Origin of the sequence: Candidatus Accumulibacter contiguus (assembly GCF_036625285.1) — a bacterium.
GTDB classification, from domain to species: Bacteria; Pseudomonadota; Gammaproteobacteria; order Burkholderiales; family Rhodocyclaceae; genus Accumulibacter; species Accumulibacter contiguus.
Genome location: NZ_JAZKUC010000001.1, coordinates 1,032,963 through 1,059,247, shown reverse-complemented (window position 1 = coordinate 1,059,247; position 26,285 = coordinate 1,032,963). Strand labels below are relative to the sequence as shown.

Annotated in this window: 23 protein-coding genes and 1 tRNA gene; 16 read left to right on the top strand and 8 right to left on the bottom strand. The window is 62.3% G+C overall.

The window, feature by feature from the left end; all coding sequences use genetic code 11:
- Nucleotides 1-5 precede the first annotated feature (5 nt).
- Nucleotides 6-77, bottom strand: a tRNA-Arg gene (locus V5B59_RS05155).
- 90 nt (nucleotides 78-167) lie between these two features.
- Here V5B59_RS05155 and V5B59_RS05150 point away from each other — a divergent pair.
- Entirely contained in the window at nucleotides 168-2,084 is a 1,917-nt protein-coding gene (locus tag V5B59_RS05150) for an ATP-binding cassette domain-containing protein (protein WP_332351659.1), read from the top strand.
- Nucleotides 2,085-2,209: 125 nt separating this feature from the next.
- Here V5B59_RS05150 and V5B59_RS05145 read toward each other — a convergent pair whose 3' ends face one another.
- On the bottom strand, nucleotides 2,210-3,439 hold the full coding sequence (locus tag V5B59_RS05145; protein ID WP_169069100.1) for a benzoate/H(+) symporter BenE family transporter: 1,230 nt from the start codon (nucleotides 3,437-3,439) through the stop codon (nucleotides 2,210-2,212).
- 131 nt (nucleotides 3,440-3,570) lie between these two features.
- On the opposite strand from V5B59_RS05145, the gene V5B59_RS05140 reads away from it, so the two are divergent.
- Complete coding sequence (locus V5B59_RS05140; protein WP_332351658.1) at nucleotides 3,571-4,698, top strand: acyltransferase family protein; 1,128 nt, start codon at nucleotides 3,571-3,573, stop codon at nucleotides 4,696-4,698.
- A gap of 3 nt (nucleotides 4,699-4,701) precedes the next feature.
- On the opposite strand, the gene V5B59_RS05135 is transcribed toward V5B59_RS05140, so the two are convergent.
- A complete protein-coding gene (locus V5B59_RS05135) occupies nucleotides 4,702-5,031 on the bottom strand; it encodes a hypothetical protein (protein ID WP_169069098.1) in 330 nt (109 codons plus the stop codon).
- Between the two features lie 842 nt (nucleotides 5,032-5,873).
- Here V5B59_RS05135 and V5B59_RS05130 point away from each other — a divergent pair.
- The 8 genes from V5B59_RS05130 (at nucleotide 5,874) to V5B59_RS05095 (ending at nucleotide 10,837) form a co-directional block, all read left to right on the top strand.
- Nucleotides 5,874-6,485 (top strand): hypothetical protein, encoded by a 612-nt coding sequence (locus V5B59_RS05130; RefSeq protein WP_169069097.1) that lies wholly within the window; start codon nucleotides 5,874-5,876, stop codon nucleotides 6,483-6,485.
- A gap of 62 nt (nucleotides 6,486-6,547) precedes the next feature.
- The gene (locus tag V5B59_RS05125; protein WP_034916897.1) at nucleotides 6,548-6,763 is read left to right on the top strand and encodes a glycine zipper 2TM domain-containing protein; all 216 of its coding nucleotides are present in this window, start codon (nucleotides 6,548-6,550) and stop codon (nucleotides 6,761-6,763) included.
- Between the two features lie 129 nt (nucleotides 6,764-6,892).
- The gene (locus tag V5B59_RS05120; protein WP_034916900.1) at nucleotides 6,893-7,090 is read left to right on the top strand and encodes a hypothetical protein; all 198 of its coding nucleotides are present in this window, start codon (nucleotides 6,893-6,895) and stop codon (nucleotides 7,088-7,090) included.
- 167 nt (nucleotides 7,091-7,257) lie between these two features.
- Nucleotides 7,258-7,545 (top strand): hypothetical protein, encoded by a 288-nt coding sequence (locus V5B59_RS05115; protein ID WP_034916902.1) that lies wholly within the window; start codon nucleotides 7,258-7,260, stop codon nucleotides 7,543-7,545.
- A 154-nt stretch (nucleotides 7,546-7,699) separates the two neighbouring features.
- A complete protein-coding gene (locus V5B59_RS05110) occupies nucleotides 7,700-8,071 on the top strand; it encodes a phospholipase D-like domain-containing protein (protein ID WP_308240029.1) in 372 nt (123 codons plus the stop codon).
- Nucleotides 8,072-8,476: 405 nt separating this feature from the next.
- Entirely contained in the window at nucleotides 8,477-8,737 is a 261-nt protein-coding gene (locus tag V5B59_RS05105) for a hypothetical protein (RefSeq protein ID WP_169069096.1), read from the top strand.
- A gap of 161 nt (nucleotides 8,738-8,898) precedes the next feature.
- The gene (locus V5B59_RS05100; RefSeq protein ID WP_169069095.1) at nucleotides 8,899-10,506 is read left to right on the top strand and encodes an AsmA family protein; all 1,608 of its coding nucleotides are present in this window, start codon (nucleotides 8,899-8,901) and stop codon (nucleotides 10,504-10,506) included.
- Nucleotides 10,457-10,837, top strand: coding sequence for a hypothetical protein (locus tag V5B59_RS05095; RefSeq protein ID WP_332351657.1), 381 nt, complete (start codon nucleotides 10,457-10,459; stop codon nucleotides 10,835-10,837). The genes V5B59_RS05100 and V5B59_RS05095 overlap by 50 nt, the downstream gene beginning before the upstream one ends.
- Before the next feature lie 270 nt (nucleotides 10,838-11,107).
- On the opposite strand, the gene V5B59_RS05090 is transcribed toward V5B59_RS05095, so the two are convergent.
- Nucleotides 11,108-12,466, bottom strand: coding sequence for a GAF domain-containing protein (locus tag V5B59_RS05090; protein WP_308240028.1), 1,359 nt, complete (start codon nucleotides 12,464-12,466; stop codon nucleotides 11,108-11,110).
- A complete protein-coding gene (locus V5B59_RS05085) occupies nucleotides 12,463-12,966 on the bottom strand; it encodes a hypothetical protein (RefSeq protein WP_169069093.1) in 504 nt (167 codons plus the stop codon). Before V5B59_RS05085 ends, V5B59_RS05090 begins: the two co-directional genes overlap by 4 nt.
- A 169-nt stretch (nucleotides 12,967-13,135) precedes the next feature.
- On the opposite strand from V5B59_RS05085, the gene V5B59_RS05080 reads away from it, so the two are divergent.
- Both V5B59_RS05080 and V5B59_RS05075 read left to right on the top strand, forming a co-directional pair.
- Nucleotides 13,136-14,350 (top strand): ISAzo13 family transposase, encoded by a 1,215-nt coding sequence (locus V5B59_RS05080; RefSeq protein ID WP_332351424.1) that lies wholly within the window; start codon nucleotides 13,136-13,138, stop codon nucleotides 14,348-14,350.
- Between the two features lie 111 nt (nucleotides 14,351-14,461).
- A complete protein-coding gene (locus V5B59_RS05075; protein WP_332333093.1) occupies nucleotides 14,462-14,971 on the top strand; it encodes a c-type cytochrome in 510 nt (169 codons plus the stop codon).
- A 228-nt stretch (nucleotides 14,972-15,199) separates the two neighbouring features.
- Here V5B59_RS05075 and V5B59_RS05065 read toward each other — a convergent pair whose 3' ends face one another.
- Both V5B59_RS05065 and V5B59_RS05060 read right to left on the bottom strand, forming a co-directional pair.
- Nucleotides 15,200-16,159: an alpha/beta fold hydrolase gene (locus tag V5B59_RS05065; protein ID WP_332333094.1), complete on the bottom strand. Its 960-nt coding sequence runs from the start codon at nucleotides 16,157-16,159 to the stop codon at nucleotides 15,200-15,202.
- A 39-nt stretch (nucleotides 16,160-16,198) separates the two neighbouring features.
- Nucleotides 16,199-17,749 (bottom strand): wax ester/triacylglycerol synthase family O-acyltransferase, encoded by a 1,551-nt coding sequence (locus V5B59_RS05060; RefSeq protein WP_332333095.1) that lies wholly within the window; start codon nucleotides 17,747-17,749, stop codon nucleotides 16,199-16,201.
- A gap of 171 nt (nucleotides 17,750-17,920) precedes the next feature.
- Here V5B59_RS05060 and V5B59_RS05055 point away from each other — a divergent pair, with 171 nt between their 5' ends.
- The 4 genes from V5B59_RS05055 (at nucleotide 17,921) to V5B59_RS05040 (ending at nucleotide 24,663) form a co-directional block, all read left to right on the top strand.
- Nucleotides 17,921-20,314, top strand: coding sequence for a phosphoenolpyruvate carboxylase (locus V5B59_RS05055; RefSeq protein ID WP_332333096.1), 2,394 nt, complete (start codon nucleotides 17,921-17,923; stop codon nucleotides 20,312-20,314).
- Nucleotides 20,315-20,529: 215 nt separating this feature from the next.
- Entirely contained in the window at nucleotides 20,530-22,458 is a 1,929-nt protein-coding gene (locus V5B59_RS05050) for an N-6 DNA methylase (protein ID WP_408612887.1), read from the top strand.
- Nucleotides 22,455-23,594, top strand: coding sequence for a PDDEXK nuclease domain-containing protein (locus V5B59_RS05045; protein ID WP_332333098.1), 1,140 nt, complete (start codon nucleotides 22,455-22,457; stop codon nucleotides 23,592-23,594). Before V5B59_RS05050 ends, V5B59_RS05045 begins: the two co-directional genes overlap by 4 nt.
- Nucleotides 23,578-24,663: a restriction endonuclease subunit S gene (locus tag V5B59_RS05040; RefSeq protein WP_332333099.1), complete on the top strand. Its 1,086-nt coding sequence runs from the start codon at nucleotides 23,578-23,580 to the stop codon at nucleotides 24,661-24,663. Before V5B59_RS05045 ends, V5B59_RS05040 begins: the two co-directional genes overlap by 17 nt.
- A 25-nt stretch (nucleotides 24,664-24,688) precedes the next feature.
- Here V5B59_RS05040 and tnpC read toward each other — a convergent pair whose 3' ends face one another.
- Entirely contained in the window at nucleotides 24,689-26,128 is a 1,440-nt protein-coding gene (gene tnpC, locus V5B59_RS05035; RefSeq protein WP_169072211.1) for an IS66 family transposase, read from the bottom strand.
- Between the last annotated feature and the right edge of the window lie 157 nt (nucleotides 26,129-26,285).

The window sequence follows — 26,285 nt, the reverse complement described above, 5'->3', positions numbered from 1 at the left end:
TCGCGTCCCCTCGACAGGAATCGGACCTGTATCCCACGCTTAGGAGGCGTGTGCACTATCCATTGTGCTACGAGGAGTCGGGGGCGTATTGTAGCCGCTGACCCCGAATTACGCCAACTTGCCGCAGCATTTGCTCAGACCATCCCCCAGGACAAGGAAGCGCGCTCATGCCGTACCTGATTCTCTCCGACGCCTCCCTTGCCTTTGGCCACGTGCCACTCCTTGAGCATGCGGATTTCCAGCTCGACGCTGGCGAACGGGTTGCGCTGATTGGCCGTAACGGTACCGGCAAGTCCTCGCTGTTGAGCGCACTCGCTGGTTGTGGGGCGCTCGACGACGGCAAGGTGTGGCTGCAACCGGGCCTGCGGATCGGCTATGTTCCGCAGGAGCCGCCCTTCGACGCCGATTTGACGGTCTTTGCCGCCGTCGTTGCCGGCATGGGCGAGTTATCCGCGCTGCTTGCCGAGTACCATGCGGTCTCGCACGCCCTGGGCGAGCCTGCGGCAGACCATGAACAGCTGCTGGAACGTATGCAGGCGCTGCAGACGGAACTGGAGGCGCGGCACGCGTGGTCATTCGAGGCGCAGGCCGAGCGCGTCATCCAGCGCTTCTCGCTCGACGCCGACGCCCTGGTCGGAACGCTTTCCGGCGGTCAGAAAAAACGCCTGGCGCTGGCGCAGGCATTGGCCGTTTCCCCTGAGCTGTTGCTGCTGGACGAGCCGACCAACCATCTCGATGTCGGCGCCATCGAATGGCTCGAGGAGATGCTGGTTTCCTCGGGCGTCACGCTGGTGTTCATCACCCATGACCGTCGTTTTCTCGAACGGGTTGCAACCCGCATCGTCGAACTCGACCGTGGCCGCCTGCTTTCCTGCCCGGGCAGTTTCAGCGAGTATCAGACACGCAAGGAGGCGATGCTGCACGACGAGGCGCTGAACAATGCACGCGCGGACAAGTTTCTCGCGCAGGAGGAAGTGTGGATCAGGCAGGGCATCAAGGCCCGTCGCACCCGCAACGAAGGGCGGGTGCTACGCCTCGAGCGACTGCGCCGCGAACGTCTGGCAAGGCGCGAGCGCCAGGGCAAGGTCGAGTTGGTGCTCGATGCCGGTGACCGCAGCGGCAAACTGGTGGCGGCGCTCGAGCACGCCGGCAAGTGTTTTGGCGAGCAGGTGGTGGTACGCGATTTCTCCTGTCGCGTGCAGCGCGGTGACAAGATCGGCATCATCGGCCCGAATGGCGCCGGCAAGACGACGCTGCTGCGCCTGATTCTCGGTGAGTTGCTCCCCGATACCGGCAAGGTGGAGCTCGGGACGAAAGTGCAGGTGGCTTATTTCGACCAGTTCCGCAGTCAGCTCGATGAACAGGCGACACTGATCGACGTGATCTCGCCGGGGTCGGATTTCGTGGAGATCGCCAATCAGCGCAAACACGTGATCAGCTATCTCGGTGACTTCCTGTTTGCGCCGCAGCGCGCACGCTCGCAGGTCAGTTCGCTGTCCGGTGGCGAGCGCAACCGGCTGCTGCTGGCGCGTCTGTTCGCGCGGCCGGCGAACGTGCTGGTGCTCGACGAGCCGACCAACGACCTCGACATCGAGACTCTCGAACTGCTCGAAGAACTGCTCCAGGACTACACGGGCACCTTGTTTCTGGTCAGCCACGATCGTGCCTTCATCGACAACGTCGTGACCCAGACCATCGCTGCCGAGGGCAACGGCATCTGGCGCGAGTACGCCGGCGGTTATCAGGACTGGGCCGATTATCAGGCCGCTCGCCGCCGGGAAGAATCATCCACGATGGAGAGCATCAGCAAACGCGGCGATCTGCGACCGGCCGAGATCGCCAGGCCGAGCCAGCCGAAGGCCAGCGCCAGCAAACTGTCGTGGAAGGAGGCCAAGGAACTCGCCGAACTACCGCAACGCATCGCCGCCCTTGAGGCCGAGCAGAAGCGGATCGGCGAACGACTGGCCGACCCCGCTCTGTATCAGGCACCGCTGCAGGCAGCACGAGAGCTGTCGGCGCGCTTGCGCGAAATCGATGAGCAACTCCTGGCCCTGCTCGATCGCTGGGAAGCCCTCGAGAGCTAACGGTCATTACTTTTCCAGGCACCCCCGATCATGAAAGTCATGACCGTTTCCCTCTCCCCCGACCCCTCCCCCGCGAGGGGGGAGGGGAGATTCGTGAGTCGCGTACGCGACTTTTACATTAACTCCTATTGGTCGAGTTTGCTGCCTGCCGGCGGCTCCTTCGGCTGCTGTGCGTACAGCCGCTGCCGTCGTGCCGGACTTGCCTGCAGGACCAACAGCGCTGCGAGACCGGTCAGCAGCCCCCAGAAGGCGGAACCGATGCCGGCCAGCACGACGCCCGAGGCAGTAACCAGGAAGGTCAGCAAGGCCGGCTCGCGTTCGGCTTCCTGGGCGAGTGCGCTGGCGAGCGCGCTGCCGATCGTGCCGAGCAGCGCGAAACCGGCGATCGCCAGAACCAACTCCTTCGGAAAGGCCAGGAAAAGCGCACCGACCGTGGCTCCGAAGAGTCCGATCAGCAGGTAGAAAACCCCGGCGGCGATGGCGGCGACGTAGCGCTTGTCGGCATCCGGGTGCGCTTCACGGCCCATGCAGATGGCCGCGGTGATTGCTGCCAGGTTCAATGCAAAACCGCCGAACGGGGCAAGCAGCAGATTGGCCGCGCCGGTCCAGCCGATCAGCGGTGAAATCGGCAACTGGTAGCCGGAAGCGCGGATGACGGCGACTCCCGGAACATTCTGCGAGGCCATGGTGACCACGTACAAGGGCAGCGCGACACCGATCAGCGCCCGCCATGAGAATTGCGGGGTGGTGAACACTGGTGTGGCCAGTTCGAGGTGCAGTGCCTGGACCTGCAGCAGCCCCTGCGCGGCAGCGATGCCGATGCCGAGCAAGAGGGTGACGACGATGGCGTAGCGGGGGAGCAGCCGGCGGCAGAGCAGATACGCACAGAACATCGGCAAGACCAGCGCGAACTGGTTCTGCATGGCGATGAAGGCATCGAGACCGAAGCGCAGCAGGACGCCGCCCAGCATGCCGGAGGCAATCGAGATCGGGATGCGGTCGAGCATCCTTTCGAAATAACCGCTGAAACCCGAGAGGGTGATCAGCGTCGCCGAAACCAGAAAGGCGCCGATCGCCTCAGGCATCGAGATGCCTGCTGCACTGGTGATCAGCATTGCCGCGCCGGGCGTCGACCAGGCGGTCAGCACCGGCACCCGGTAGCGTAGCGAGAGGGTGATGCTGGTCAGGCCCATTCCCAGGCCCAGGGCACACATCCAGGAAGCGATCTCGGCGGCCGTCGCCTGCAGCGTCTGGGCAGCCTGGAAAACGATCACCGCCGAACTGGTGAAGCCGACCAGCACAGCGACAAAACCGGCAATCAGCGCCGCGGGGGAAAAGTCGTCGAACAGTCGCATGCTTTCTCGACAAGGTGGGTGATGGCGAATGCCGCCCGATTCTCGATTGACTGTGGCTGCGGTCGCCGGTGATACTCCTGGACCTGGCGTTCAGTTTCCTGTCCTTCCCCAGTCTAAGAGGTCGCCACATTATGCATCAAACCACGTCGCTGTTTCTGGATACATTACGTTTCACCGCTGCCATGACGGTGCTTCTACATCACCTTACTGGTCAAACATTCAACTCGTCTTTTTCTCCTGTCCCTTGGGGCCGAGAAGCAGTAATCGCTTTCTTTGTCATTTCAGGCTTCGTGATCGCCTATGTTTTGGATTCTCGGGAGCGAGATCTAAAGATCTACGTCTCAGCCCGACTCGGCCGCTTGTATTCAGTAATTCTTCCTGCGCTTTTCATTACGCCGCTACTGGATCACTTCGGCCGGCAAGCAGCTCCGGATCTGTATCGTGAAATCGTTGCAGACCATGTTGTCTTGCGCATCCTGATTAATCTGGCAAATCTCCAGGAAAGCTGGAATTTGACAACCGCGCCGCTATCGAATGGGCCGTTTTGGTCACTGGCCTTTGAGTTTTGGTACTACGTGGTGTTTGGCGCCTACACCTTGCTAAGCGGTTATTCTCGACAAATTGTCATTCTCTTGGCCTGCCTCGCTGCGGGACCACGAATCATTTTCACGATGCCAGTCTGGTTGTTGGGAGTGGTAGCCTATCGACTCGACCAGAAAACGCATTTACACAGGAGCAGCGCCTGCGTGTTGTTCGCAATTTCTGGCTTGGGCATCGCTCTCTACATGACGACCTTTGGCCATTCGGTCCTTCAGTCGTTGAACGACGCGATCTTTGGCGGCAGCCATAGTCGATACTGGACACTGGGTGGCCATACATTGTTCCTGGGTGACCTTCCCAAGCTACCAGCAGACATACTGTTGGGGATCTTGTTCGCGACCGCAATTGTGACGGTAAAGCCTGCAATGGAGGGACTACACCCCCCGGTCTGGATTTCGTCGTCCATTCGATATCTCGCGGGTTCCACGTTCAGCCTTTATCTATTTCATGCTCCGCTCTTGTACTTCATTGCCGCGAACATGCATTTACAGAAACACAGTGCATATTCCGTGACTCTATTGGGTGTGTTAGTTTTCTTGACTTGTTTTGCACTCTCGTATCCCACGGAGCGACAGGTCGGGCGATATCGTGCCTTTTTTCTTGATCTTATTTCCACGGCTTCCCGCGCCTACCAGAGTTTCCGCACTCGGATGAAATAGCGCTCAAACCTTGATGTTGATATGAGCTTCGCCCGGCGCGCGCCGCCGGCCCCGGTTCGTGCGCGTGTCGAGCAGGATTGGCTGGTCCTTCGAACGACGGTCGGCGTGTCTGCGCTCTACCGGTTCGGGCTTGCTCTCATCGTCAGGGCCGACCGCCTTCGGGGACTCTGGGCGTCCACCCTTTTTACTCGGTGGTGGCTGTCCTTGCGGCGAGGCCGCCAGCTCGTCGGCGAGTCTGGCCGCAGACTCCACTGGCTCCACTGGCTCGGACTTCCTGTCGACCTCCTTGCCGAGATTGCCGATGGGCGGTAATAATTCAGATGGAATCCTCATTGTCCAAGTCCTGTACAAGTGACCGCGAGGCATAAAATCCGGGCTGGCGGTCAAACAATCGAATCAATCTACGATCACTGACCGTTTCACTGTATCACTGCGCCGGTCAGTATTAAACCTGGAAAGCACCATGGTTTGCCAAATTTTTCGCAGAAAGCCGCCTGCTGCGCTGATGGCGCCGCCAGCGGGAACGGCTGCCGGCCGATCGGGCGCCGCTTGCGCCTGCCGGTCCGCCGGGAGGAGGGCAGCCGCTGCGCGTCGAATCGGCACGCGTACGCGCAGCCGAACTGACCCTCGATGCCACCGCAGTCGGTCCGCTGCGCTCGAACGAGTCGATCGTTCTGCGTCCGGAGGCACCCGGTCGAACCGCCTCGATCCACTTCCAGGACGGGGCTGCGGTCAGCAAGGGTTCGCTGCTGCTGGCGCTTGATGGGGCAACGCCGGCGGCCGAACTCGACTCAAGCTCAACAAGCCCGAACTGCCGGTGATCGTCAATCGCGACAAGCCGATGATCACCGGCGCTGATAGCCAGCGCCGCCTGCGCGTCGTTCGCAGCAGCGAGCCGACGAGGGTCGGGCCGCGCAACTGGTGCGCCGCGCTTGCACCTGCGGCGGTCTGTACTGCAGCGCACAGATGTGCCTGGGCAGCCGCTTGTGTGCGGCAGCGGACAGACGGTGCCGGCAGTTGCCTCTACGCTGAGCCTTCCGAACCAACATGTGGCGTCCCTTGTTCGTCGCAGGCAATGCACAGAGCCTGCGCGCAACGCGCTCCTGGCGACGAAGAAAACCGCGGCGTGGTTTGCCGCGGCATCATTCCGAAGCTCATCAAACGAAGGAAAGAAAATGAACAGACTCAACATCAACGCGATCGCACTGGCGATCAGTCTCGGTTTCAGTGCCGGTGCCATGGCCGAAGGCATGACGAAGACCGATTACACCGCCGGCAAGGACAAGATCTCGGCCGACTACAAGGCGGCCAAGCTGGCGTGTGCCTCGTTGTCCGCGAACGCCAAGGATATCTGCGTCGCCGAGGCCAAGGGCGCTCAGAAGGTCGCATCGGCCGAACTCGAAGCCAGCTACAAACCGACGCCGAAAACCCGCTATGAGGCGCGCGTCGCCAAAGCGGAGGCCGACTATGGCGTGGCCAATGAAAAATGCGACGACCTGGCCGGCAACGCCAAGGATGTTTGCGTGAAGGAAGCCAAGGCGGCGCAGACGACCGCGAAAGCCGACGCCAAGGCGCAGATGAAGACGACGGATGCGAACGTCACAGCCAACGTCAAGACTGCCGATGCACGCAGCACGGCCAGCGCCAAGACGACCGAGGCCCGCAAGGACGCCACGGCGGACAAGGTCGACGCGCAGTACGCGGTGGCCAAGGAGAAGTGCGACGCCAAGGCCGGCGCGGCCAAGGACGATTGCCTGGTCCAGGCGAAGGCGCACGCGGGCAAGTAGCATCCGGCACTCGAGCAGACACGATGCACCGAAAACACAATGTTTGACAATGAGGTAATGCCATGAGAACGAAGCAGAGATTTGCCTTCACCGCAGTTGCCGCAGCCGTGCTGCTCGGTCTGGGAGGGTGTTCAGGGATGTCGGCACAGGACAGGAACACCGCTGTCGGGGCCGGTGTTGGAGCTGTCGGCGGTGCCGTCCTGACGGGCGGCAGCGCAGTCGGTACCGTTGGTGGTGCAGCCGTTGGCGGCGTCATCGGCCACGAAGTCAAGCACTAGAAATTATTGACGGGCGCCGTGCCTGATGTTTCCGGTCGTCGCGCTGCCGTCGCACCCTGATCCGCCTGCGAGAGTGACCGACAGGTTTGCTTTCGTCGCCGGCCAAGGGACCATCAGGAGAGAGTTGCCATGGGGAAATCTGGAAAGACCAGCAGAGCCGCACTACTCGTCGGCGCCTTGCTTGTCGGACTTGCCGGCTGTCAAAAGCAGGAAGGTCCCGCAGAGAAGGCCGGCAAAGAGGTTGACAAGGCCGCAGAGAAGGTCGGGCAGCAAGTGGAAAAAGTCGGTAACAGTATCCAGGACGCAGCCAAGGGCGACAAGAAATAGCGCGTCCGTTCCGGCCCGGAACGACCGGCCGAAGATTCACCGGCGAGCCGGCGGGGGTGTACGCGGCGATTCGCGCCACACAGGCTCCGGGGTCGTGGCGAACGCCTGCATCTGGGCAGTCGTCGTCATCCAACAATCAATCAATCAATCAATCAAGAGGAATTCTCATGAACTATTCGATAGTATTTTCTGCGGTAGTACTCGCCCTCGGTGTCAGCGCGTGCGAGAGAGCGACGGTCGTGACACCGGCAGCCGTGGTAGCCGTTCCCGGGCCAGCAGGCCCGCCGGGTGCCACGGGATCGACCGGATCGACTGGCGCCACCGGATCGACTGGCGCCACCGGATCGACAGGATCGACCGGCAGCACGGGTGATACGGGGGCCACGGGTGACCGCGGCAAGACGGGCGGGGGTACGGTGGTGGTCGTCCCGGCCGCTCCGGCTCCCGCCCGCTGATCCTCGACGGCGCGGGCTCTCTCGGCGGCATGCCGGTATGACAGCGTTGGTGCCTTGAACACTCCGAAGGTCTTCTTCGAGCGGCTGACGGACGGGGGCATCGCGGTGCTCGAGTTCAATCCGATCAACCCCCTGTCGGCAAAGGCACAGTGATGTGAAGCTGATCTTGCCGAGCCACTTCGACTCCGAAGTCGTGTTTCACGCCGGACGCTCGCACTATCTCGCCTTGCTGAAGGCGGGTGTCAGGATCTACGAGCGACAGGGGGCGCTTCTCCATTCGAAGACCGCGCTCATCGACGGCCTATGGTCGTGCGTCGGCTCGAGCAACCTCGATTGGCGAAGCTTTCTCGACAACGACGAGATCAACGTGGTGGTGCTGGGGCGTGAGTTTGGCCAGCAAATGCAGGCCATGTTCGCCAAGGACCTCGACGCGTCGGTCGCCATCGACCAGGCCACCTGGGAACGGAGATCGCCGATGCTCCGCTTCAAGGAGTGGGGAGCCAGTCTCTGGCAGCGTTTGCTGTAGGCGTTGCCGTCATGCATGGCGGTCGAAAGTTCGTCGTGCGCGGCCGGCGCCAACAGGAAAGAGCAGCGCAGCTTGTGTACGGCAGCGTACGGAGGGTCGTGGCGAGATGACGTAAATTCCATGAAGGTGTTCATTTCCTCCCTCCTTGGTTCATGAACGCCCGCACCGCTTGGCCCGGGACGTCCTCGACGTTCCGGGAATTTTTCCGTCACCGGCAGCCAACTGACGGCAAGCAGGCATGTACTGACGCTTTCGGCGACAACGAGATGGCGCTGTGCGCTGGCGTACCGACGGTTTCGGCTCACGAGCGTATTGTCCATATTGACTGTTGAAGCACACGATTCGCGAGCTCGATCGAGATAGCGATGGCAAGGCGCTTCACGATGCCTAACGAAGGAGCATGCAATGAAACCAATGTACCCCCAGATACTGGCCTGGTTGGCCGGCAAGACCGGAACTCCCGACCATGCCGCCCATCGCCTGTGGAGAAAAGCGCTGCGCGACGCGACCGCCGAATGTGCGGTGATTGAGTCGCCTGAATACTGGCAGTCGGCAGTCGGGCACTTGCGCGCGTCGTTCCCGAGCATCTCGCCCGCTGCGGCCGTCTCCTCGGGGCCAGCTGCCTCGACCAACCTGGCGGCAAGGGATCGCTGGCAGATGGCCTGAGCCGTTGCGCGGCGAGGAACCGGCAGGCCGCGTAACGGGCGGACGGCAGGCCATCCTGGGTAATTTTTTGCTGGCTGCATCTGGCGCGCACTGGTCGCGCCGGGCCGGCCTTTGAGCAGGCTCCTCCTGGAAACATCACCCACCTTTCCTCCTGCACCGCCATGACCCTGACGCGTTCGCTCAAATGGACGGCTGGCGTTTTTCTCGCACTGCTGGTGCTGATCGTCCTGCTTGTCGACTGGAACGGCTTGCGTGAGCCGATTGCGCGCCGGATCAGTAGCGGCACTGGCAGAAGCGTCGCCGTCAACGGCGATCTGAGCGTGCATCTTTCGTGGCGGCCGCGCATCGTTGCCAACAACGTGGTCTTCGGAAATGCCGCGTGGAGCCCCGACCCCGCGATGGCCGAGATCAAGCGCCTGGAGTTCACGATCGACCTCTTCAAGCTTCTGAGCGGCAGGCTGGAATTTCCCGAAGTCGCGTTGTCCGAGCCGCACGTGCTGCTTGAGGTGAATCAGGATGGCGTGCCCAACTGGGTCTTCGACGCGCAGGACAAGAACAAGTCCGTCGATGTTCCGACCATCGGCTTGCTGACCATCGATCACGGCAGCGTGATCTATCGGGATCGCAACCACCATACCGAGATGGCGCTTGACATCAGAACGCTGGAAGACGGCAAGGATGATCCACAACTCAGGCTGGAAGTGGCGGGCAAAGGCCGCTTCAAGGGCCTGCCGACAACGCTGCACGCGCGCGGTGGCGGGCTGCTGAGTCTGCGCAGCGCCGATAATCCCTACCCGATCCGGGCCAATGCGACGCTGGGAACCACCAGGGCCAGTATTGAGGGCAGCTTGCTCGATCCTCTGCATCTCAAGGGCGAGGAACTGAACTTCAAGCTTGAAGGTAGCGACCTGGCGTTACTCTTTCCGATCATCGGTGTGCCATTTCCGCCGACACCAGCGTACAAGTTCGCCGGATTTCTGAATCATGATGGCGACGTGTGGACTTTTCGCCGCTTCAAGGGGACGGTGGGGCAAAGCGATCTGGGGGGAAATTTCACGGTTGATCGGGGTCAGCGGCCGCAAATGATCAGCGCCGACCTGGTCTCAAAACAATTGCTGATGAGAGACCTCGGCGGCTTCATCGGAGCTGAGCGCGGTACGCAGCCGAGCCGGACCCCGCCACTCAGCGACAAGGTGCTGCCGGCCGAGCCGTTCAGTCTGGAAAAGCTGAACGCGGCCAACGCGGATGTGCATTTCCGTGGCGAGAAGATCCTGACCGAGAACATGCTGCTCAACAAGATGAATGCGCATCTCACTGTAAACGACGGTGTGCTGAAGCTCGCACCGCTGGATTTCGGCATCGCTGGCGGAAATCTGGTGTCGCGCATCGAAATGGACGGACGCCACCTGCCGATCGCGATACATGTAGACACCACCGCGAAAGGTCTGCACCTGGACCAGTTGTTCCCGACTTTCAGGCTGGCTGACGCCAATACCGGCACGCTGGGGGGGCGTGCCAGACTGGCTGGCCACGGCAACTCGGTAGCACAAATGCTCGCCTCGGCCAACGGCGAAACCGCTTTGATCATGGATGGTGGGTCGGTCGGGGAGTTGGTTCTCAGGCTGTCGAACCTGGACATGGCCAATTCGCTCCTGGTCATGCTCGGTGGCGACAGGCAGGTTCCGATTCGCTGCATGGTGGGCAATTTCAAAGCGATTGATGGCGTTTTCAGCGTTCAGGATCTGGTGCTCGATACACCCAAACATTAGCGGTAGCGGCAACGTAGACTTCACCGACGAATCGCTCAACCTCAGATTGGTGTCCCAGTCGAAGGGCTTCAGTCTGGCATCGCTGCGCGGCCCCATCGCGATCACGGGCACGTTCAAAAGCCCGACGCTACGACCTGAAATGGGCGGCGTGATTGCGCGCGGCGCTCTCGCGGTGGCATTGGGTGCGGTGACCTCAGGTGTGGGAGTACTGATACCGCTGCTCGACTTTGGCGACGACAAGGACAGCGACTGTGCCTTGCTCATCAACCAGGCCAAGTCGGATGCGCGCGTGCAGTCGAGCGATTTTGCGCCACGTGCCGGAAAGCGGTAATCAGCGCTTCCGGCTCGACCCTCCAATTTCAGACCCGTTATTCCCAGGCCCGCGCAGCGATCCCGGCAGTGAAGAACAGCGACAAGCCGGTTGCGGGGAGGGGGATCGTGATCTCGTCGATTGCATGTATCGGGGTGTTGGTCATTTTTTCTCGATTCTCGATACGGCCAGTTAACGGACAATGGTTATCGCATGTATCAAGCCGAGATGACGCATGAAGCGGGGCGATGCAACGAACAGCAGGATCGGCCGAGGAACTCCGGCAATACGTCAGTGGGGCGCAGCCACGCTCAGTTGCAGCGGCCGGCTCACGTTGAGGCGGAAGCGACCGCGCCCGGTTTTCTCGATGGCGATAAACGAACAACGTTCGGCGAGCCGGCGTTGCAGCAGGATCAGACGGGCGTCCAGGTTGTCGGTGATATCCGGAAGACCAAGTGTGGTATCCAGGCGCAGTTCCCGGTTGGTGAACTCGGAGCGGCCTGCGACCATGTGTTCCCGCAGCAACTTCCAGATGATGGCGCCGGCCACGCCCTTGATCAGGTAGTCGTTGTCCACGAACACGCTGTGGTCGGCGGGAAAATGGCGGATAAGCACAGGTGCGCCCTGAGACGCCGCAGTGGGTGGGCTGCTGGAGGCAGGTGCGGCCGGTTCCAAGGGCAGATCCGCGCTGCGGGACAGGTAGTCGATGCACATGACCAATTGACCTGACAGTACCACCAAGGCGTCTTCGTCCTCAAAGGTGAAGCGCTGTTCCTCAGCGCTTTCCACCAACAGCACTCCCAACAGGCGACCGCCTAGCAGCAGGGGCACGGCCAACTGGCTACCCGCTTCCGCCAGACCTGGGAAGGGAATCTCGGTTTCCAGGGCGTAGCCATCGACGCTGGCGGCGAAACGTTCCCGGGTGGCATGGCTGTAACGGTATTCCTGTACCGCATACCCGATGCGGATGGGTGTGCGCTCCCCGGCGGCGACGCCAACGATGCCCTCGCCCATGTACACCTCGGAGCCCACACCGGACTCCGCATAGCCCCGGCTGGCCACGGTGTAGAGCCGTTTGCCGTCCGGGTCCGCCATGAGCAGCATGGAATGGCAGATGTCCCAGTGCCGTTCCAGGCCTTCCAGCAGCGTGTCGAGCAGGCGGGCGAGATCGGCGCAACCGGCGAGAACGGCCTGGCAGGCGCGCAGGCCAGAGAGCAGGTTGGCGCGCGGAGGGGTGTCCGCGTCCACGTTGCCACTCACCGCCACCACTTCCAGTACCCGGTAGATGTCGGAACCCAGCAGGCGGAACACCTTGCTCATGCCCGAGTGGGAGGCGATGGCCGCCAGCCGGGCCTTCATGTAGGCGAACAGGGGCCCCGCGGTCTCGGTACGCAGGTATTCAACCTGGAGGCAGTAGTGGGCGGCGCTTACCGGGTCCACCACCTCCACCGTGGCGAGGTGGTTAAGGAGGATGTTTTCCCGGGTCTTGTTGAAGAACTGGTAGGACAGGGCCACATGCTCGTCGTCCACGAAGTGCACGTGTGAGAGTTTGGCCACGTTGGGCATGCCGTCCGCCGCGCAGGTGGCGATGGTGGCGGGCACCGCGCCCTCGAAGCAGCGCCGCAGCGAGCGCAGGGTGGGTGGTGTCACGGCTTGGGCTCCAAACGCATGCCCGCTTTGGGTCCGGGGGTCTGCTCGAACACCGCCTCGGGGGTGAAGGCCACGCCCACCGCATCGTCCCCGGCCGGCGCCATCAGCGCCCGGGAAAAGTTTTCCGAATAGCCCAGGGCCATGATCTCGGCGATGAACGCGGCGCCGCAGGCCAGCATGATCTCCCGGTCGCCTTCCGTCAGCCGCTGGATGCGCGCGCCAGCGGCCTTGAGCTGGAGGGTCACGTGGGTGGCGGGCCTGCTGAAGACGGCGGCGATGGGCGCGCCCGCCGCCAGATCGTCCAGGATGCGCCGGGAACGCGGTTGCGAGAGAAACACCACCACTTCCAGCCGGTCGGCCGACACGCGGCAGCCGAAGGCCCGGGCGATGGAGGGTACCAGGGCAGCGTCGTGTGACGCCAAGTTGATCGCCACCGGGCCGCCAAGAAACGCGGCTTGCGCGGCACCCAGAAGAGGGGAGGTGGCTTTCGTTTGGAGCATGGCGGCAACAACCAAATGTCTCGATCGGGAATGTGGGGGGATTCTACAAGCTTACCTCGCGCCCACGTTCCGGCGCCCTTTAGTAAATTATTAGCAATTCGGTATGAAACACTTAGTATCTGTCCAGAAATAACTTGTACAACTTATACGAGTAGGCGACGATCTCGTCATGAGTAATGACGAGCTAGTTGAAACGATCCGTAAGAAGTTCGAGCGCGTGTCCACGGTTTTGGATGAGCGGGGGCGTCGTGTGTGGGCGTTGGCGGAAGCCGAGGCGCTCGGTTACGGCGGACAAAGCATCGTCGCTAAAGCCACGGGGCTATCGCGAATGACGCTGTATTCGGAAAAATGCGGTCATGCCCAGGACGACCCGGCGGGTTCTCGTAGACACGTCCGAAAAGCAGGGGGTGGACGCAAGAAGCTGATCGAGCACGAGCCGACATTGCTCTCGGCGCTGGAAAGATTGGTGGAACCGACCACCCGGGGAGACCCTGAGAATCCTTTACGGTGGACCTGTCTGAGTACCCGTCAACTGGCGGCGGCCCTTGAACAACAAGGCCACCGGATTGGTCGTCAGACCGTAGCGGTTTTGCTGGATAAGTTGGGCTATAGCCTTCAGGGAAATCAAAAGACCAAGGAAGGCACCGTCCATCCGGACCGGGATGCTCAATTCCGTTACATTCACGGTCGAGTCGAGGATTTCCAACGACGGGGACAGCCTGTGGTTTCAGTCGATACCAAGAAAAAGGAACTCGTCGGGGACTTCAAAAATGGAGGCCGAGAGTGGCGCCCCAAAGGAAACCCCGAACCGGTTCGCGTTCATGACTTTATCGACAAGACCCTAGGCAAAGTGAATCCCTATGGCGTCTATGATCCAACGGCAAACACCGGTTGGGTTAGCGTTGGGGTCGATCATGACACCGCCGAGTTTGCGGTGGAAACGTTACGACGGTGGTGGGAAAAGATGGGACGAATTCGTTATCCCGGGGCTACCGAACTGTTGGTGACTGCGGATGGTGGTGGCAGCAATGGGGCGAGAGTACGGTTATGGAAGGTCGCTTTACAGCGTCTGGCCGACCAAACCGGCCTATGCATCTCGATCTGCCATTTTCCACCGGGAACTAGCAAATGGAATAAGATCGAACATCGGATGTTCAGCTACATCAGTATGAATTGGCGAGGAAAGCCTCTGGTCAGCCATGAGGTCATCGTCAATTTGATTGCTGCCACCACCACACAAGCAGGCCTAAAAATTGAGGCGGAGATGGATACCAACACCTACGCGAAAGGCATACACGTGACTGATGATGAACTCGATAAAGTTCACATAGAACGCTCCGAGTTTCATGGTGAATGGAACTACACCATCCGGCCATCGGTTTGAACTTGTACAACTTATTTCTGGACAGATACTTAGCAACACGCTTCGCCGCGGGAGCCTAGTCTTCGTATTGCACGTGCCATCCCCTATTATTCTCATCGGAGGTCATCAACCATGCAAGCTTTCGCTCTCGCCCTCGCGGTCCTGTCATCCCTCTCCATCATCTCTCTGACACCAGCGTCGGCAGCTTCCGGCAACGACGCGCTCCTCATCGAGCGCGGCAAATACCTGGCGCAGGTAGCCGGCTGCAATGACTGTCACACGCCCGGCTACATGCAAAACGAGGGCAAGGTGCCGGAAAACCTTTGGCTCACCGGTGCCGACGTGGGATTCCAGGGGCCGTGGGGCACTAGCTACCCGGTCAACCTGCGCCTCTACATGGACAAGATGAGCGAGGCCCAATGGATCGCCAGAGCTCGCCAGCCCATGCGTCCGCCCATGCCCTGGTTCAACCTGCGCGAAATGTCGGACAAGGACCTGCTCGCCCTGTACCGCTACATACGTTTCCTCGGCCCCGCCGGTGACCCCGCGCCTGTGGCCGTCGCCCCCGGCCAGCCGGTGGCCACACCCTATGTCGAGTTCGTGCCCAAGAACCTGCCGCCCGGCAAGCAGGCCAGCCGCTAAGCGAAACGCAAGGAGAACTGAGCATGCAACAGGCACCGAAATCGCCCCCATCGCCCGGGGCGCCGAGCCGCGCCGCCTGATGGCGGAAGAGCTGGGTCGCGTCGACGGTTACTGCGGCGGCCGAAGCGGCAGCCTGCACATCCCGGTTAAGGATCTGGGCGTGGTGCTCACCCAGCGGCCGGCCCGACTCAGCAGCAAGCACAAGCCGCGGTTCAGGAAGCCGCCGAATCACGCCTCCTGTTCGGCGCGGGCACCGGCAGCGCCAGCCTTGTCGGCTCCCCGGCAGTGACTGACGATTCCCTCCAGCAGCAACGCCTGCACCCCCGGAGGCAGGTCGTGTCCCATGCCCTGGATGACCTGCAGCCGGGCACCGGCAATGTACCTCGCGGTTTCCCGGCCCGCCGCGACCGGCAGCAGCGGGTCGTCGGCGCCGTGGATAACCAGAGTCGGCACGCGGATCCTGGCCAGTTCACGACGCCGATCACCGGCAGCGACGATCGCCAGCAACTGCTGGTACGGTCCAACCGGGTAAAGCGCGCGACCAACGCCGCGCTCGAGTTGGCGGCGCAGTTCCGCCTGGTCGGTCGAAAAGCCTGGACTGCCGATGACGCCAAACAGTCGCATCAGGTGATCGACCTGACTCGCCGGATCATCCGGCCGCGCTGGCCTGCGCAGGATCTGTCGCAGGACGGCCGGCCGGCCGCAGGCGACACGCCAGTTGCCGCTGCCAGACATGATCGAGGTCAGGCTCAGCAGGCGCGCCGGATGACGCGCCGCCATGCACTGGCCAATCATGCCGCCCATCGAGGCGCCGACGACATGCGCACGTTCGACCTGCAGCGCGTCGAGCAAGCCAATGGCATCGTCCGCCATGTCACTCAGGCGATACGGCGAACGAACCGGCAGGCCCAGCACGCCGCGCGCGACCGCGAGCAGCACCCTCGGCCGCTGTCCCCAGACCACATGTGTCGAATGGCCGACGTCACGGTTGTCGAAACGGATCACGCGAAAGCCCCGCTCGACCAGGCTGGCGCAGAACGCGTCGGGCCAGGCGATGAGCTGCATGCCCAGCCCCATGATCAGCAGGATCACCGGTGCACCAGGATCACCCAGGCTCTGGTAGCAGAGGTTGATCCCATTGGCGCGCACCATCGCCTCGCCTTCGGGCGGCGCCGGCTCAGTGCCCAAGGCGCCCACGTCTCGTCGCCAGCGCGGCAGCCTTGCCGCTCAATACCGGGCCCGGCGACGCGGGTCGGGATACAGGTAGTCAGGATGACCTGCCCTGGCGGGTACTGTACTCGCTTCTGCCGCCGGCTGCCGCACCACCGATTTCCCTGGGCCATGCATCTTTGCCGCCTCGCTGGCCGCTGCCGTCGCCGGCAGTTGCTCGAGTTCGGCATAAGCGGTGTGCAGCGCCTGTGCCAGCGCGGCGACGTCCGGAACGGCATCGCTGGCGACGGTCAGGCCGAAATCGAGCGCATCGCAGTAGCTGAACACCGTGATGTTGAGGCCCAGACCGTGCTCGACGATACTCAGGGGCCAACAGGCACGGATCCGGCCACCGGCGATGTAGAGCGGCTGTCGCGGCCCGGGCACGTTCGAAATCGCCAGGTTGGCCAGCGGTGGCAGGGCCTTCGCCAGGCCTGAACGGCCATACAACGCCGCCAGCCCGCCGACGATCCAGGGTACCCCGAGCGATGGAAAATCGGTCGGGATGATCGACCGCGCACGCGTCGTCAAGGCCTTGGCCGCGCCGGCCGCGGCACGCACCGCGTGCAGTCGCCGCAGCGGATCGGCCAGGTGCGTCGCCAGCCGGACCAGCGTCAGCGTCGCCTGGATGGTCGTTTCGGTGTTCCCCGCCTCGCGCAGCGACACCGGCATGGTGGCAATCAGCGACTTGCGCGGCAGCCCGCCCTGCGCCTGCAGGTAGCGACGCAGGGCGCCACTGCAGAGGGCGAGCACGACATCGTTGACCGTCGCCCCGTGCCGCCGGGCAATCTCCTTGACCCCGACCAGCGACAGCGACAGCGCAGCAAAGCCACGCGCAGCGCTGATTGGCACGTTGAGCGGCGTCTTTGGACCAAACGACAGGTTCTGCCCCATGCCGGGCGCACTTCCCTGGCCGGCAGACCTGAGCATCCCGGTCAGCAACTGCAGCCCCGCCGGCAGGTGACGCGCCAGTTTCACATACTGGGTAGCGGTATGGCGAAAAGCCGCAGCAAGCCGCTGCCCGAGACCGGGGGCTTCGCCTTCGCCCACCTGTTGCCGCCAGTCTGCGGGCACCTTTGCCAGCTCGGCGGTGGCATCGAACAGGGCACCGGCCAGCGCCATGCCGGAGACACCGTCGAGCGCCGCATGGTGGATCTTCAGATACAGGCCGATCTCGCCGCTCGCCAGGCCCTCGATGATCGCCAGCTCCCACAAGGGATATCGACGATCGAGAGGGGTCGCGTGCAGGCCGCTGACACAGGCCTCGAGATCGGCGAAAGTGGCCGCTGCCGGCAGGACAATGCGGCGCAGGTGATAGGAAAAATCCGGTACGCCGCCGTCAATCCACACCGGGTTGGCAAACTGCAGCGGCATCGGCGCCAGCCGGGCGCGAAAGAAAGGCGCCAGCGCCAGCCGCGGCATCAGCTGTCGCCCGATCTCGCCGGCGAAGTCCGCATCCCGGTCGCGGTCGGCCGCCGGCTCGATCAGGTACAGCGCGGCCACGTGCATCGGCGTCGCCGACGTTTCGAGGTGTAGAAACAAACCGTCCAGCCCACTCATGTTCTTCATTCACCCACCCCCGTTGCTGCCGCCAGCGTGCGCTTGCTGGCGGTACCAAGGCGCGACTGTAGCGGGCCCGGTCAGATTAGGGAAGGGAGCGCGGTCTCGCCGCCAGCGAGAGCGCTCGTGCGGCGTGAACCTGATACCATGCCGCGACCATCACCCGTCCCTCCCGCTGCCATGACCCGCCACTCCAACCCCGCTTCCGCCGCCGACGACAAGAACCGCCCCCTGATCGAAGACATCCGCCTGCTCGGGCGTATCCTCGGCGAGGTCATCCGTGAACAGGATGGCCCAGACGCGTACGAGCTGGTCGAACGTGTGCGGCAGCTGTCGATTGCTTACCGCCTGAAAAGCGACAATGAGGCCGGGCAGGCACTCGATGAACTGCTGCGTAGCTTATCGAACGACCAGACGGTCAGCGTCATCCGTGCCTTCAGCTACTTCTCGCACCTGGCCAACATCGCCGAGGACCGGCAGCACGTTCGCCGCCGCCGGCTTCATGAGCGCACCGGGCACCTGCAGGAAGGATCGCTGGCACTGAGCCTGCGGCGACTGACAGCGGCCAGCGTATCACCCGAACAAATCGGCCGCAGCCTGCGTTCGGCGCACATCTCACCCGTCCTCACGGCGCATCCCACCGAGGTCCAGCGGCAGAGCATCCTCGCTGCCGAACGGACCATCGCTGAACTGGTAGAATGCCGCGAAACCCTGCTCGGCGCGCGCGAACTGGCCGACAACGAGGCGCTGATCAAGGCCAGGGTGACGCAGATCTGGCAGACGCGAATGTTGCGCCTGGCCCGGCTGACGGTCGCCGACGAGATCGAGAACGCTCTCCAGTATTACGACGCCACTTTCCTGCGCGAGATCCCGCGCCTCTACCGCGCGCTTGAGGAAGCGCTCCCCGGCGAGCAACTGGCGCCCTTCTTCCATCACGCCGATCCCCTGATCGCCCTCCGGCTGGCGCCGCTGATCCGGGCGGTCGAGGTCTTCGGCTTCCACCTGGCGACGGTCGACCTGCGGCAGAGCTCCGACCAGCACGAGGCCGTGCTCGCCGAACTGCTGCGCGTCGCCCGACTGGAGGAAAACTACGGCGGTCTGGCTGAACCGGCCCGCTGCGCCCTGCTGCTGCGACTGCTCGACGATGCCCGACCGCTGCGCGTGCGCGGCGGCGACTACAGCGCCCTGGCCAGCGGCGAACTGGCGATCTTCGAGGCTGCTGCGAGCTTGCGGCAGGCGTTCGGCGACCACGCCATCCGCCAATACATCATCTCGCACACCGAGGAAGTCAGCGACCTGCTCGAGGTCCTCCTGCTCTTCAAGGAAACCGGGCTGCTGCGCGGCACGCTGCGCGAGGGAGCGCAGAGTGAACTCATCGTCGTGCCGCTGTTTGAGACGATCAACGATCTGCGCCGTGCAACGGCGATCATGCGCAGCTTCTACGCCACCGCCGGCATCGCCAAGATGATCGGGGCCTCGGGCGGCGAGCAGGAAGTGATGCTCGGCTACTCGGACAGCAACAAGGACGGCGGAACCTTTACCAGCACCTGGGAGCTCTACAAGGCCGAGACCTCGCTGGCCGCCCTGTTTGCCGGGCTCCACCAGTCGCAGGGCGTGACGCTGCGCCTCTTCCATGGCCGTGGCGGGACGGTCGGACGCGGCGGCGGACCAAGCTACCAGGCGATCATGGCGCAGCCGCCGGGAACGGTGAATGGCCAGATCCGCCTCACCGAGCAGGGCGAGGTGATCGCCTCCAAGTACGCCAACCCGGAGATCGGCCACCGCAACCTCGAAACACTGGTCGCAGCAACGCTGGAAACGACCCTGCTACCGCCGACCCGGCGGGCACCGGCGCGCTTTCTGGCCGCCGCCGAGGCTCTGAGCGTGGCCAGCATGGCGGCTTATCGACAGCTCGTGTACGAAACACCCGGCTTCGCCGACTACTTCTTCAGCGCCACGCCGATCCGCGAAATCGCTGAGCTGAACATCGGCTCCCGCCCCGCCGCCCGCAAGGCAAGCAACGCCATCGAGCACCTGCGGGCGATTCCCTGGGGCTTCAGCTGGGGACAGTGCCGGGTCGCCCTGCCGGGCTGGTGCGGCTTCGGGTCGGCGGTCGACGCCTACCTCGGCGGCCAGGATGGTGAACATGATGCCCGCCTGGCGCTGCTGCGGAAAATGCACGCGCAGTGGCCTTTCTTCACCACACTGCTGTCGAATCTGGACATGGTCCTCGCCAAGACCGACCTCGGCATCGCCCGACGATACGTCGAACTGGTCGAGGACGACGCACTCGGCGAGCACATTTTCGGCTTGATCGAGGCCGAATGGCGACGCACGCAGAGTGCACTCGCCCTGATTACCGGCGAGGAGCAGCGCCTGTCGTCGAATCCCTCGCTGGCGCGCTCGATCGAGCACCGCTTCTCGTACATCGACCCGCTCAACCACCTGCAGGTCGAGCTGATGCGACGCTACCGCAACAGCACACCAGCCGACGCGGCAGCCATGGAACGTGTGCAGCGCGGCATACACATCTCGATCAACGGCGTTGCAGCCGGGCTGCGCAATACCGGCTAGCGGGCGGCGCGGCGCCCGCCCCGCGGTCCCGTCGACCAGGTTCACCAGCGCGAGCAGGCCGCCCCCAAAGAAGTCCGGTTGGCGATCCGGGGCTAACGGCACGAGCCCATGGCGCCCAGACTTTCAACCATAGGTACAAGTTCTTGATGGCTCTCTCGCTTAACAAACCCAAGCTCGACAATCTTGCTTCCGACATCTGGAAATCCGCCGAGCGCTTGCGCGGCAAGTTCAAATCCTACGAATACCAGAGCGTCATCCTGCCGATCATCGTCATTCGCCGTCTGGAATGCGTACTGATTGACTGGCGAGAGAAGAAGTCCGCCGAGGTGCTGAAGAATCGACCCCAGCTCACCGGGAAAGAACTCGCCAGGCTGGTCAAGGATCTGGAGCTGAATCCCCGGCAGTGCCCGTTCTCCAATACCACCGACTGGACACTCCGCTCGGTCTATGAGGAAGACCACGCGCTGCTGGAGGAGAACTTCCGCGCCTACATCAACGGCTTCTCGCAGAATATTGATGACATCATCGAGCACTTCAATTACCGCGCCACGATCGGCTTGATGGTGAAGAATAACCGGCTGGCGCCGATCCTCAACCAGTACAAGGAGCTCCCCCTCGGCCCCGACCAGCTCTCCGGCCTGGAAATGGGCTACATCTACGAGGAATTGCTGCGGCGATTCTCCGAACAGAGCGGCGAGGAGGCCGGGGAACACTTCACGCCGCGCGAGGTCATCCGGTTGATGGTCGAGTTGCTCGATATTCCCATCCCGGACAAGCATCTGTCGATCTACGATCCCGCCAGCGGCACCGGCGGCATGTTGTCCGTGGCGAAAGAGCACCTGCTGGAGCGCGCCGACACGCCGGACGAAAAGGCACGCGTGGAGAAATACGTTACCGTTCACGGGCAGGAGCTTTCTCCCACCAACTACGCCGTCTGTCAGGCCGACCTCCTGATCAAGAACGACCGGCAGGCCACCGTCTACCTCGGTAACTCGCTCATCCCGCACGAGCCGTACAGCCGAGAGTCGGGCGACCAGTGGCCGGAGACCAAATGGCGCTTCCACCGGATGCTGAGCAACCCACCCTTCGGCGTCACCTGGGGTGGCAAGGATGGTTACGAGAAAGAAGCCCGCAAGCTGGCAAAGACCCGCTACCAGGCCGGCATGCCACGCGTGAATGACGGCGCGTTGCTCTTCCTACAAACCATGCTCGCCAAGATGGCCCCGCCCGAGACAGGCGGCAGCCGCATCGCCGTCATCTTCAATGGCTCGCCCCTTTCCAATGGCGATTGCGGCTCGGGCGAGAGCGAAATCCGCCGCTGGATTCTGGAGAACGACTGGCTCGACGCGATTGTCATGCTGCCTGATCAGCTTTTCTACAACACGGGCATCTTCACCTACGTCTGGCTGCTGCGCAACGACAAGCCCGCCAGTCACTACGGCCGCGTGATGCTCATCGACGCCCGGCAGCAGTTCGAGAAGGAGCCGAAGTCCTTCGGCAACAAGCGCCACCGCATCACGGACGCCCATCGCGCCTGGATCGAAGAGCGCTACCGCGACGGCTGGGCCAAGGGTTACGCCGACGAGCAGGTCAAAGTCTTTCCACGCGAGGACTTCGCCTACCACAAGGTCAGCGTCGTCTTCTGGCAGACCGATGAGCACGACCAGCCCGCCATCGTCACCGAGCCTTACGAGAAGGCGTTCACCGCCGCGAACGTGAAGAAGGAACAGGACTTCCACGAGAGCGACCTGAGCTTTCGCGTGCGGGTAAAGACTGATGGCCAGGAGAAGACCGTCGGGTTCACCGTCAAGAGCGAAGACAACGCCGCCAGAAAGTTCAAGGAAGCCATGGCCGGCGCCGACGAGACCCTCGCCGTCGAATGGACGCACCGGCGCTATGTGCAGGACGACGAGTACATCCCGCATGGCGAGGACATCGCGGCCTTCCTGAAGCGCGAAATCGCCAAGCCAATCATCCGCTGGGAGGAGACCAAGAAGGACGGCAAGACCGTCCTCGGTTACGAAATCCTGCCGAACAAATACTTCTACCGCTACCAGCCGCCGACGCCCGCGAAGGACTTGCTGGCGGAGTTCTGGCGGCTGGAGAAGGAGGCCGAGAAGATGCTGGAGGGACTCGCTAAATGAAAATACCGTCGGATACCAACCTGACGAGCGATGCCGATTACCGGCAGTTCATCGAAGCACTCAAGGCGCGCGTCGCGAACGCCCGCATTTCTGCGGCAAGGAAGGTCAATCACGAACTGATCATGCTTTACTGGGATATCGGGCGCGGGATCGTCGACAAACAGCAGGTGCTGGGCTGGGGCGAATCGGTCGTTGAGCTGGTGGCCAAGGATCTCCAGACGGCATTTCCGGGAACGACCGGCTTTTCCGTGCAAAATGTGTGGCGGATGCTGCAATTTTACCGCACACACACCGCTCCTGAATTTCTCGCACAGCTTGTGAAAGAATTGAGCAAGGAAAAGAAAACCGTGCCTGCCCACGAAAATCTCTCACAGCTTGTGAGAGAAATGGTGGCGACGGTGCCGTGGGGACATCACGCAAATGTCATGGCAAAACTCACCGATCCCGCCGCCCGCATCTACTACCTTCGCGCTACCGCGCAATTCGGCTGGTCGCGCAATGTCTTGCTCAATCAGATCAAGGCCGGCGCCTACGAACGGGCGGTGACCGAGAAGAAGACCCACAACTTTCCGCTTGCCATGCCGGAATACCTCGCCGAGCAGGCGGATGAGATGCTCAAGAGTTCCTATAACCTGGAGTTCCTCGGCCTGAAACGGACCGTTAAGGAGCGGGAGCTGGAAGACCGCCTGGTCTCGCGCCTGCAAGCCTTCCTGCTCGAACTCGGCTACGGCTTCTGCTTCGTCGGACGCCAATACCGGCTGGCGCTGGGCGAAAAGGAGTATTTCATCGACCTGCTCTTCTACCACCGCTTCCTCAAGGCGCTCGTCGCTTTTGAACTGAAGGTCGGCGCTTTCGAGCCAGAGCACGCGGGGAAGATGGATTTCTACCTCAACCTGCTCAACGACAAGGAACGCGGCCCCGACGACCAGCCCTCCATCGGCATCATCCTCTGCGCGGCGAAAGATGATGTAGAGGTGGAATATGCACTACGCAGCAAAACCAATCCCATCGGCGTCGCCGCCTATGCATTGCAGTCGAAACTGCCGGGGGAATTGAAAGGGAAATTGCCCACCGCAAAGCAACTCGCGGATGTGGTGCGCGGGGAAATGGAGGGGGGAGATGAACGACGCCCATGACCGCTTCCTCGACACTTTGCCCGCCGGATGGAAGTTCGACCGGTTCAAAGATATCGTAACGCTGCGCAACGAGAAGACGGATGAGTCTAGTGCAGAAGAGGATTACCTCGAACTTGAGGACTTGGAATCAGGTTCGGGCCGAATCCTAAGCCGTAGGAACACACTTGAGGTTGGTAGCGCTGTCACGCTGTTCAAGAAAGGGGACGTGCTCTTTGGAAAGCTGCGCCCCTACTTGGAAAAATATTGGGAAGCCGAGTTTGATGGCAAATGCACGGGGGAAATTCTGGCGTTCAAACCACAGCGGATAGCGAGTTGCTTCCTGTTTTACTGCCTTGGGTCGCGGTGGTTTATCGAACGATGTAACGCGCTCGCCTACGGTGCAAAAATGCCGCGTGTCAGTTGGCCCACCCAACTGTCGCAGTTCAACTTCCCTCTCCCGCCGCTGCCGGAGCAACAACGCATCGCAGCCTATCTGGATGCGAGTTGCGCGGCGATTGACGCTGCCGTAGCCGCCAAACGCCGCCAACTCGAAACCCTCGACGAAATCCGCAAGTCCGCCGTGCATCAAGTTTTGTCCGAGGGGTTACGGCTTGGCCTGCCACTCAAAGATTCTGGCATCGAATCCATTGGTGTCATTCCCGCGCATTGGGACGTAAAGCAAATACGCTATGCGTGCGAGGTCAACTACGGTATCACGCTACAACTGGAGAAAGGCCAATCTGTTGGGGACGGCGTGCGCATTCTAACCGTCAGCAACCTCACCATCGACGGCAACCTCGATCTTGAAGACGAATACTACATTGACCCTGCCGAGCTAACGAGAGCCGATTACTTGTGGCGAGGAGACCTGCTTTTCAATTGGCGGAACGGCAGCCAATACCATGTCGGGAAGACGGCCTTTTTCGACATGGAAGGCGAGGTTGCCCACGTCTCGTTTCTGCTTCGCATCCGCTGCGGTCGGCACATGGATCCTTTCTTCCTGCGTAGTTACTTGGGCATCTTGAAGGACGCTGGGTTTTTCTCCGGTGCGAAGGACAAAGTTAACAAGACTTTCAACTCGTCCGAGTAACTACTCAGGGCGACCACGCCGAAGCTCAAGCGAGGCGAGGCTGAGGGGGCTGGCCCTGGAAAGTGAGGATCAGGGCGTGGAAGAGATTGGCGCCCTGCTTGTGCATGGTTGCGAGATACGAGTGAATGATGCAGTAGGCATCGGCCCCCTTCTTGGTCCGGAAGCCGCCGGAGACTTTCTGTTTGACCTTGGACATGCGCACGGCTTGCTCGGCCAGGTTGTTGGTGAACGGAACGCCGGGATCCGTGGCAAAGCGCCAGACATCGTCGGTGTAGGTGCGCAAGCGCAGGAGGAGGTTCGTCGCCTTGCTTTGCCGGGGACGCCCGCGTTTGCCCGAGGGTGGAGCCCGGGGATTGAGGGCTTCCCCTTCACTGAGAATGTCGGCGTAGCGGGACAGGAAGAACGCCCGGCGGGATTCCGGCAGCGGCGCGCCGGTCTGACCGACCTCATGACAGGCCGTCCGCAGGAGATCGATCATGCGGCCGGCCCAGGCTTGCCCGAGATCCTCAAAGAGGTAGGTCAGCTCGCGCAAGTGATGGGCATTGCACAGACCGTGCTTGCAGAGGAGGTCACGATAAGGCTTCCAGCCATCGTGAATGAGGGTGCCCAGGAAGCCGGGCAGAATTCCCAGGGCATCGAACGCCTGCTTGCCGCGTTTCGCATGGCAGGCGACCCAGGTCAGCAGCGTGGTCGCCAGGACGTGCATCCAGTGCAGCGAGCCGGCGACACGCAGCCCGGTCTCATCGGCGTGCGCGACATCGGCGACTTGAAGGGCCTGGCCGATGGTGCTCACCGTCGGCGTCAGCCGGACCCCGGCCTCCTGTGAGGCGGCGAGTACCGTGGCTTCGGCCATCGGCAGTCCGAAGAAATCGTCCATCAGCTCCGACGTGCGTTGCACCGGCATCATGTGGTGTTGCGTCAGATGCACCGCTGCCGCCAACGCCGCCGGCCCGTACTGGACCGGCGAAGAAACGCCTTCCGGGAACTCGCCACGGCACACCTCGCCGCAGGCGCAGGTCGCCGCCCAAACTTGATGCTCGGTGACCTCAAAGCGCAACGGCGGCAGATCGAACACCTGCCGGCTCTCGGCCATCGTCGCTTCCCCCAGGGGGCCTTGGCACGCGTGGCAGTGGGCCGCGGGCAAATGCACGACGACTCGATCCGGCTTTTCTACCTTCTGGAGCGTGTGTCCAGTATGCCCCGGCTGTCCGCCATTCGGGTGCTGCCCCGGTTTGCGCAGCGAACGGGGCTTGGCCGGCAGCTTGGCCAGCCCATCCGAGGACGGTGGTTTGCTCGAATTGTGGCTATTCTTGGCCCCTCGACCTTCCAGTTCCTGCACCTTCGCCTGCAGCTTCTCCACTTCTCCCCTCAACTGCCGCACCAGCGCACGTAAGGGCCAAAGCTCGCGGATCAGATCATCCTTCTCGGCAACACTCAGTCGTTCAAGGTCGGGAATCTCGTCCATGCCCACTCACCTGTACGAAGCCTATCCATTGCGAGGTCAATGCTGGGTTCTCTTGAAAGCTTGGACGTTCGCTCTGAGCAAAAATTCCAGTACCTGAGCGTCGCCACGCTTCAGCCTGTCCGCTTGGCGGAGGACTCCTGAGTAGTTACTCGTCCGA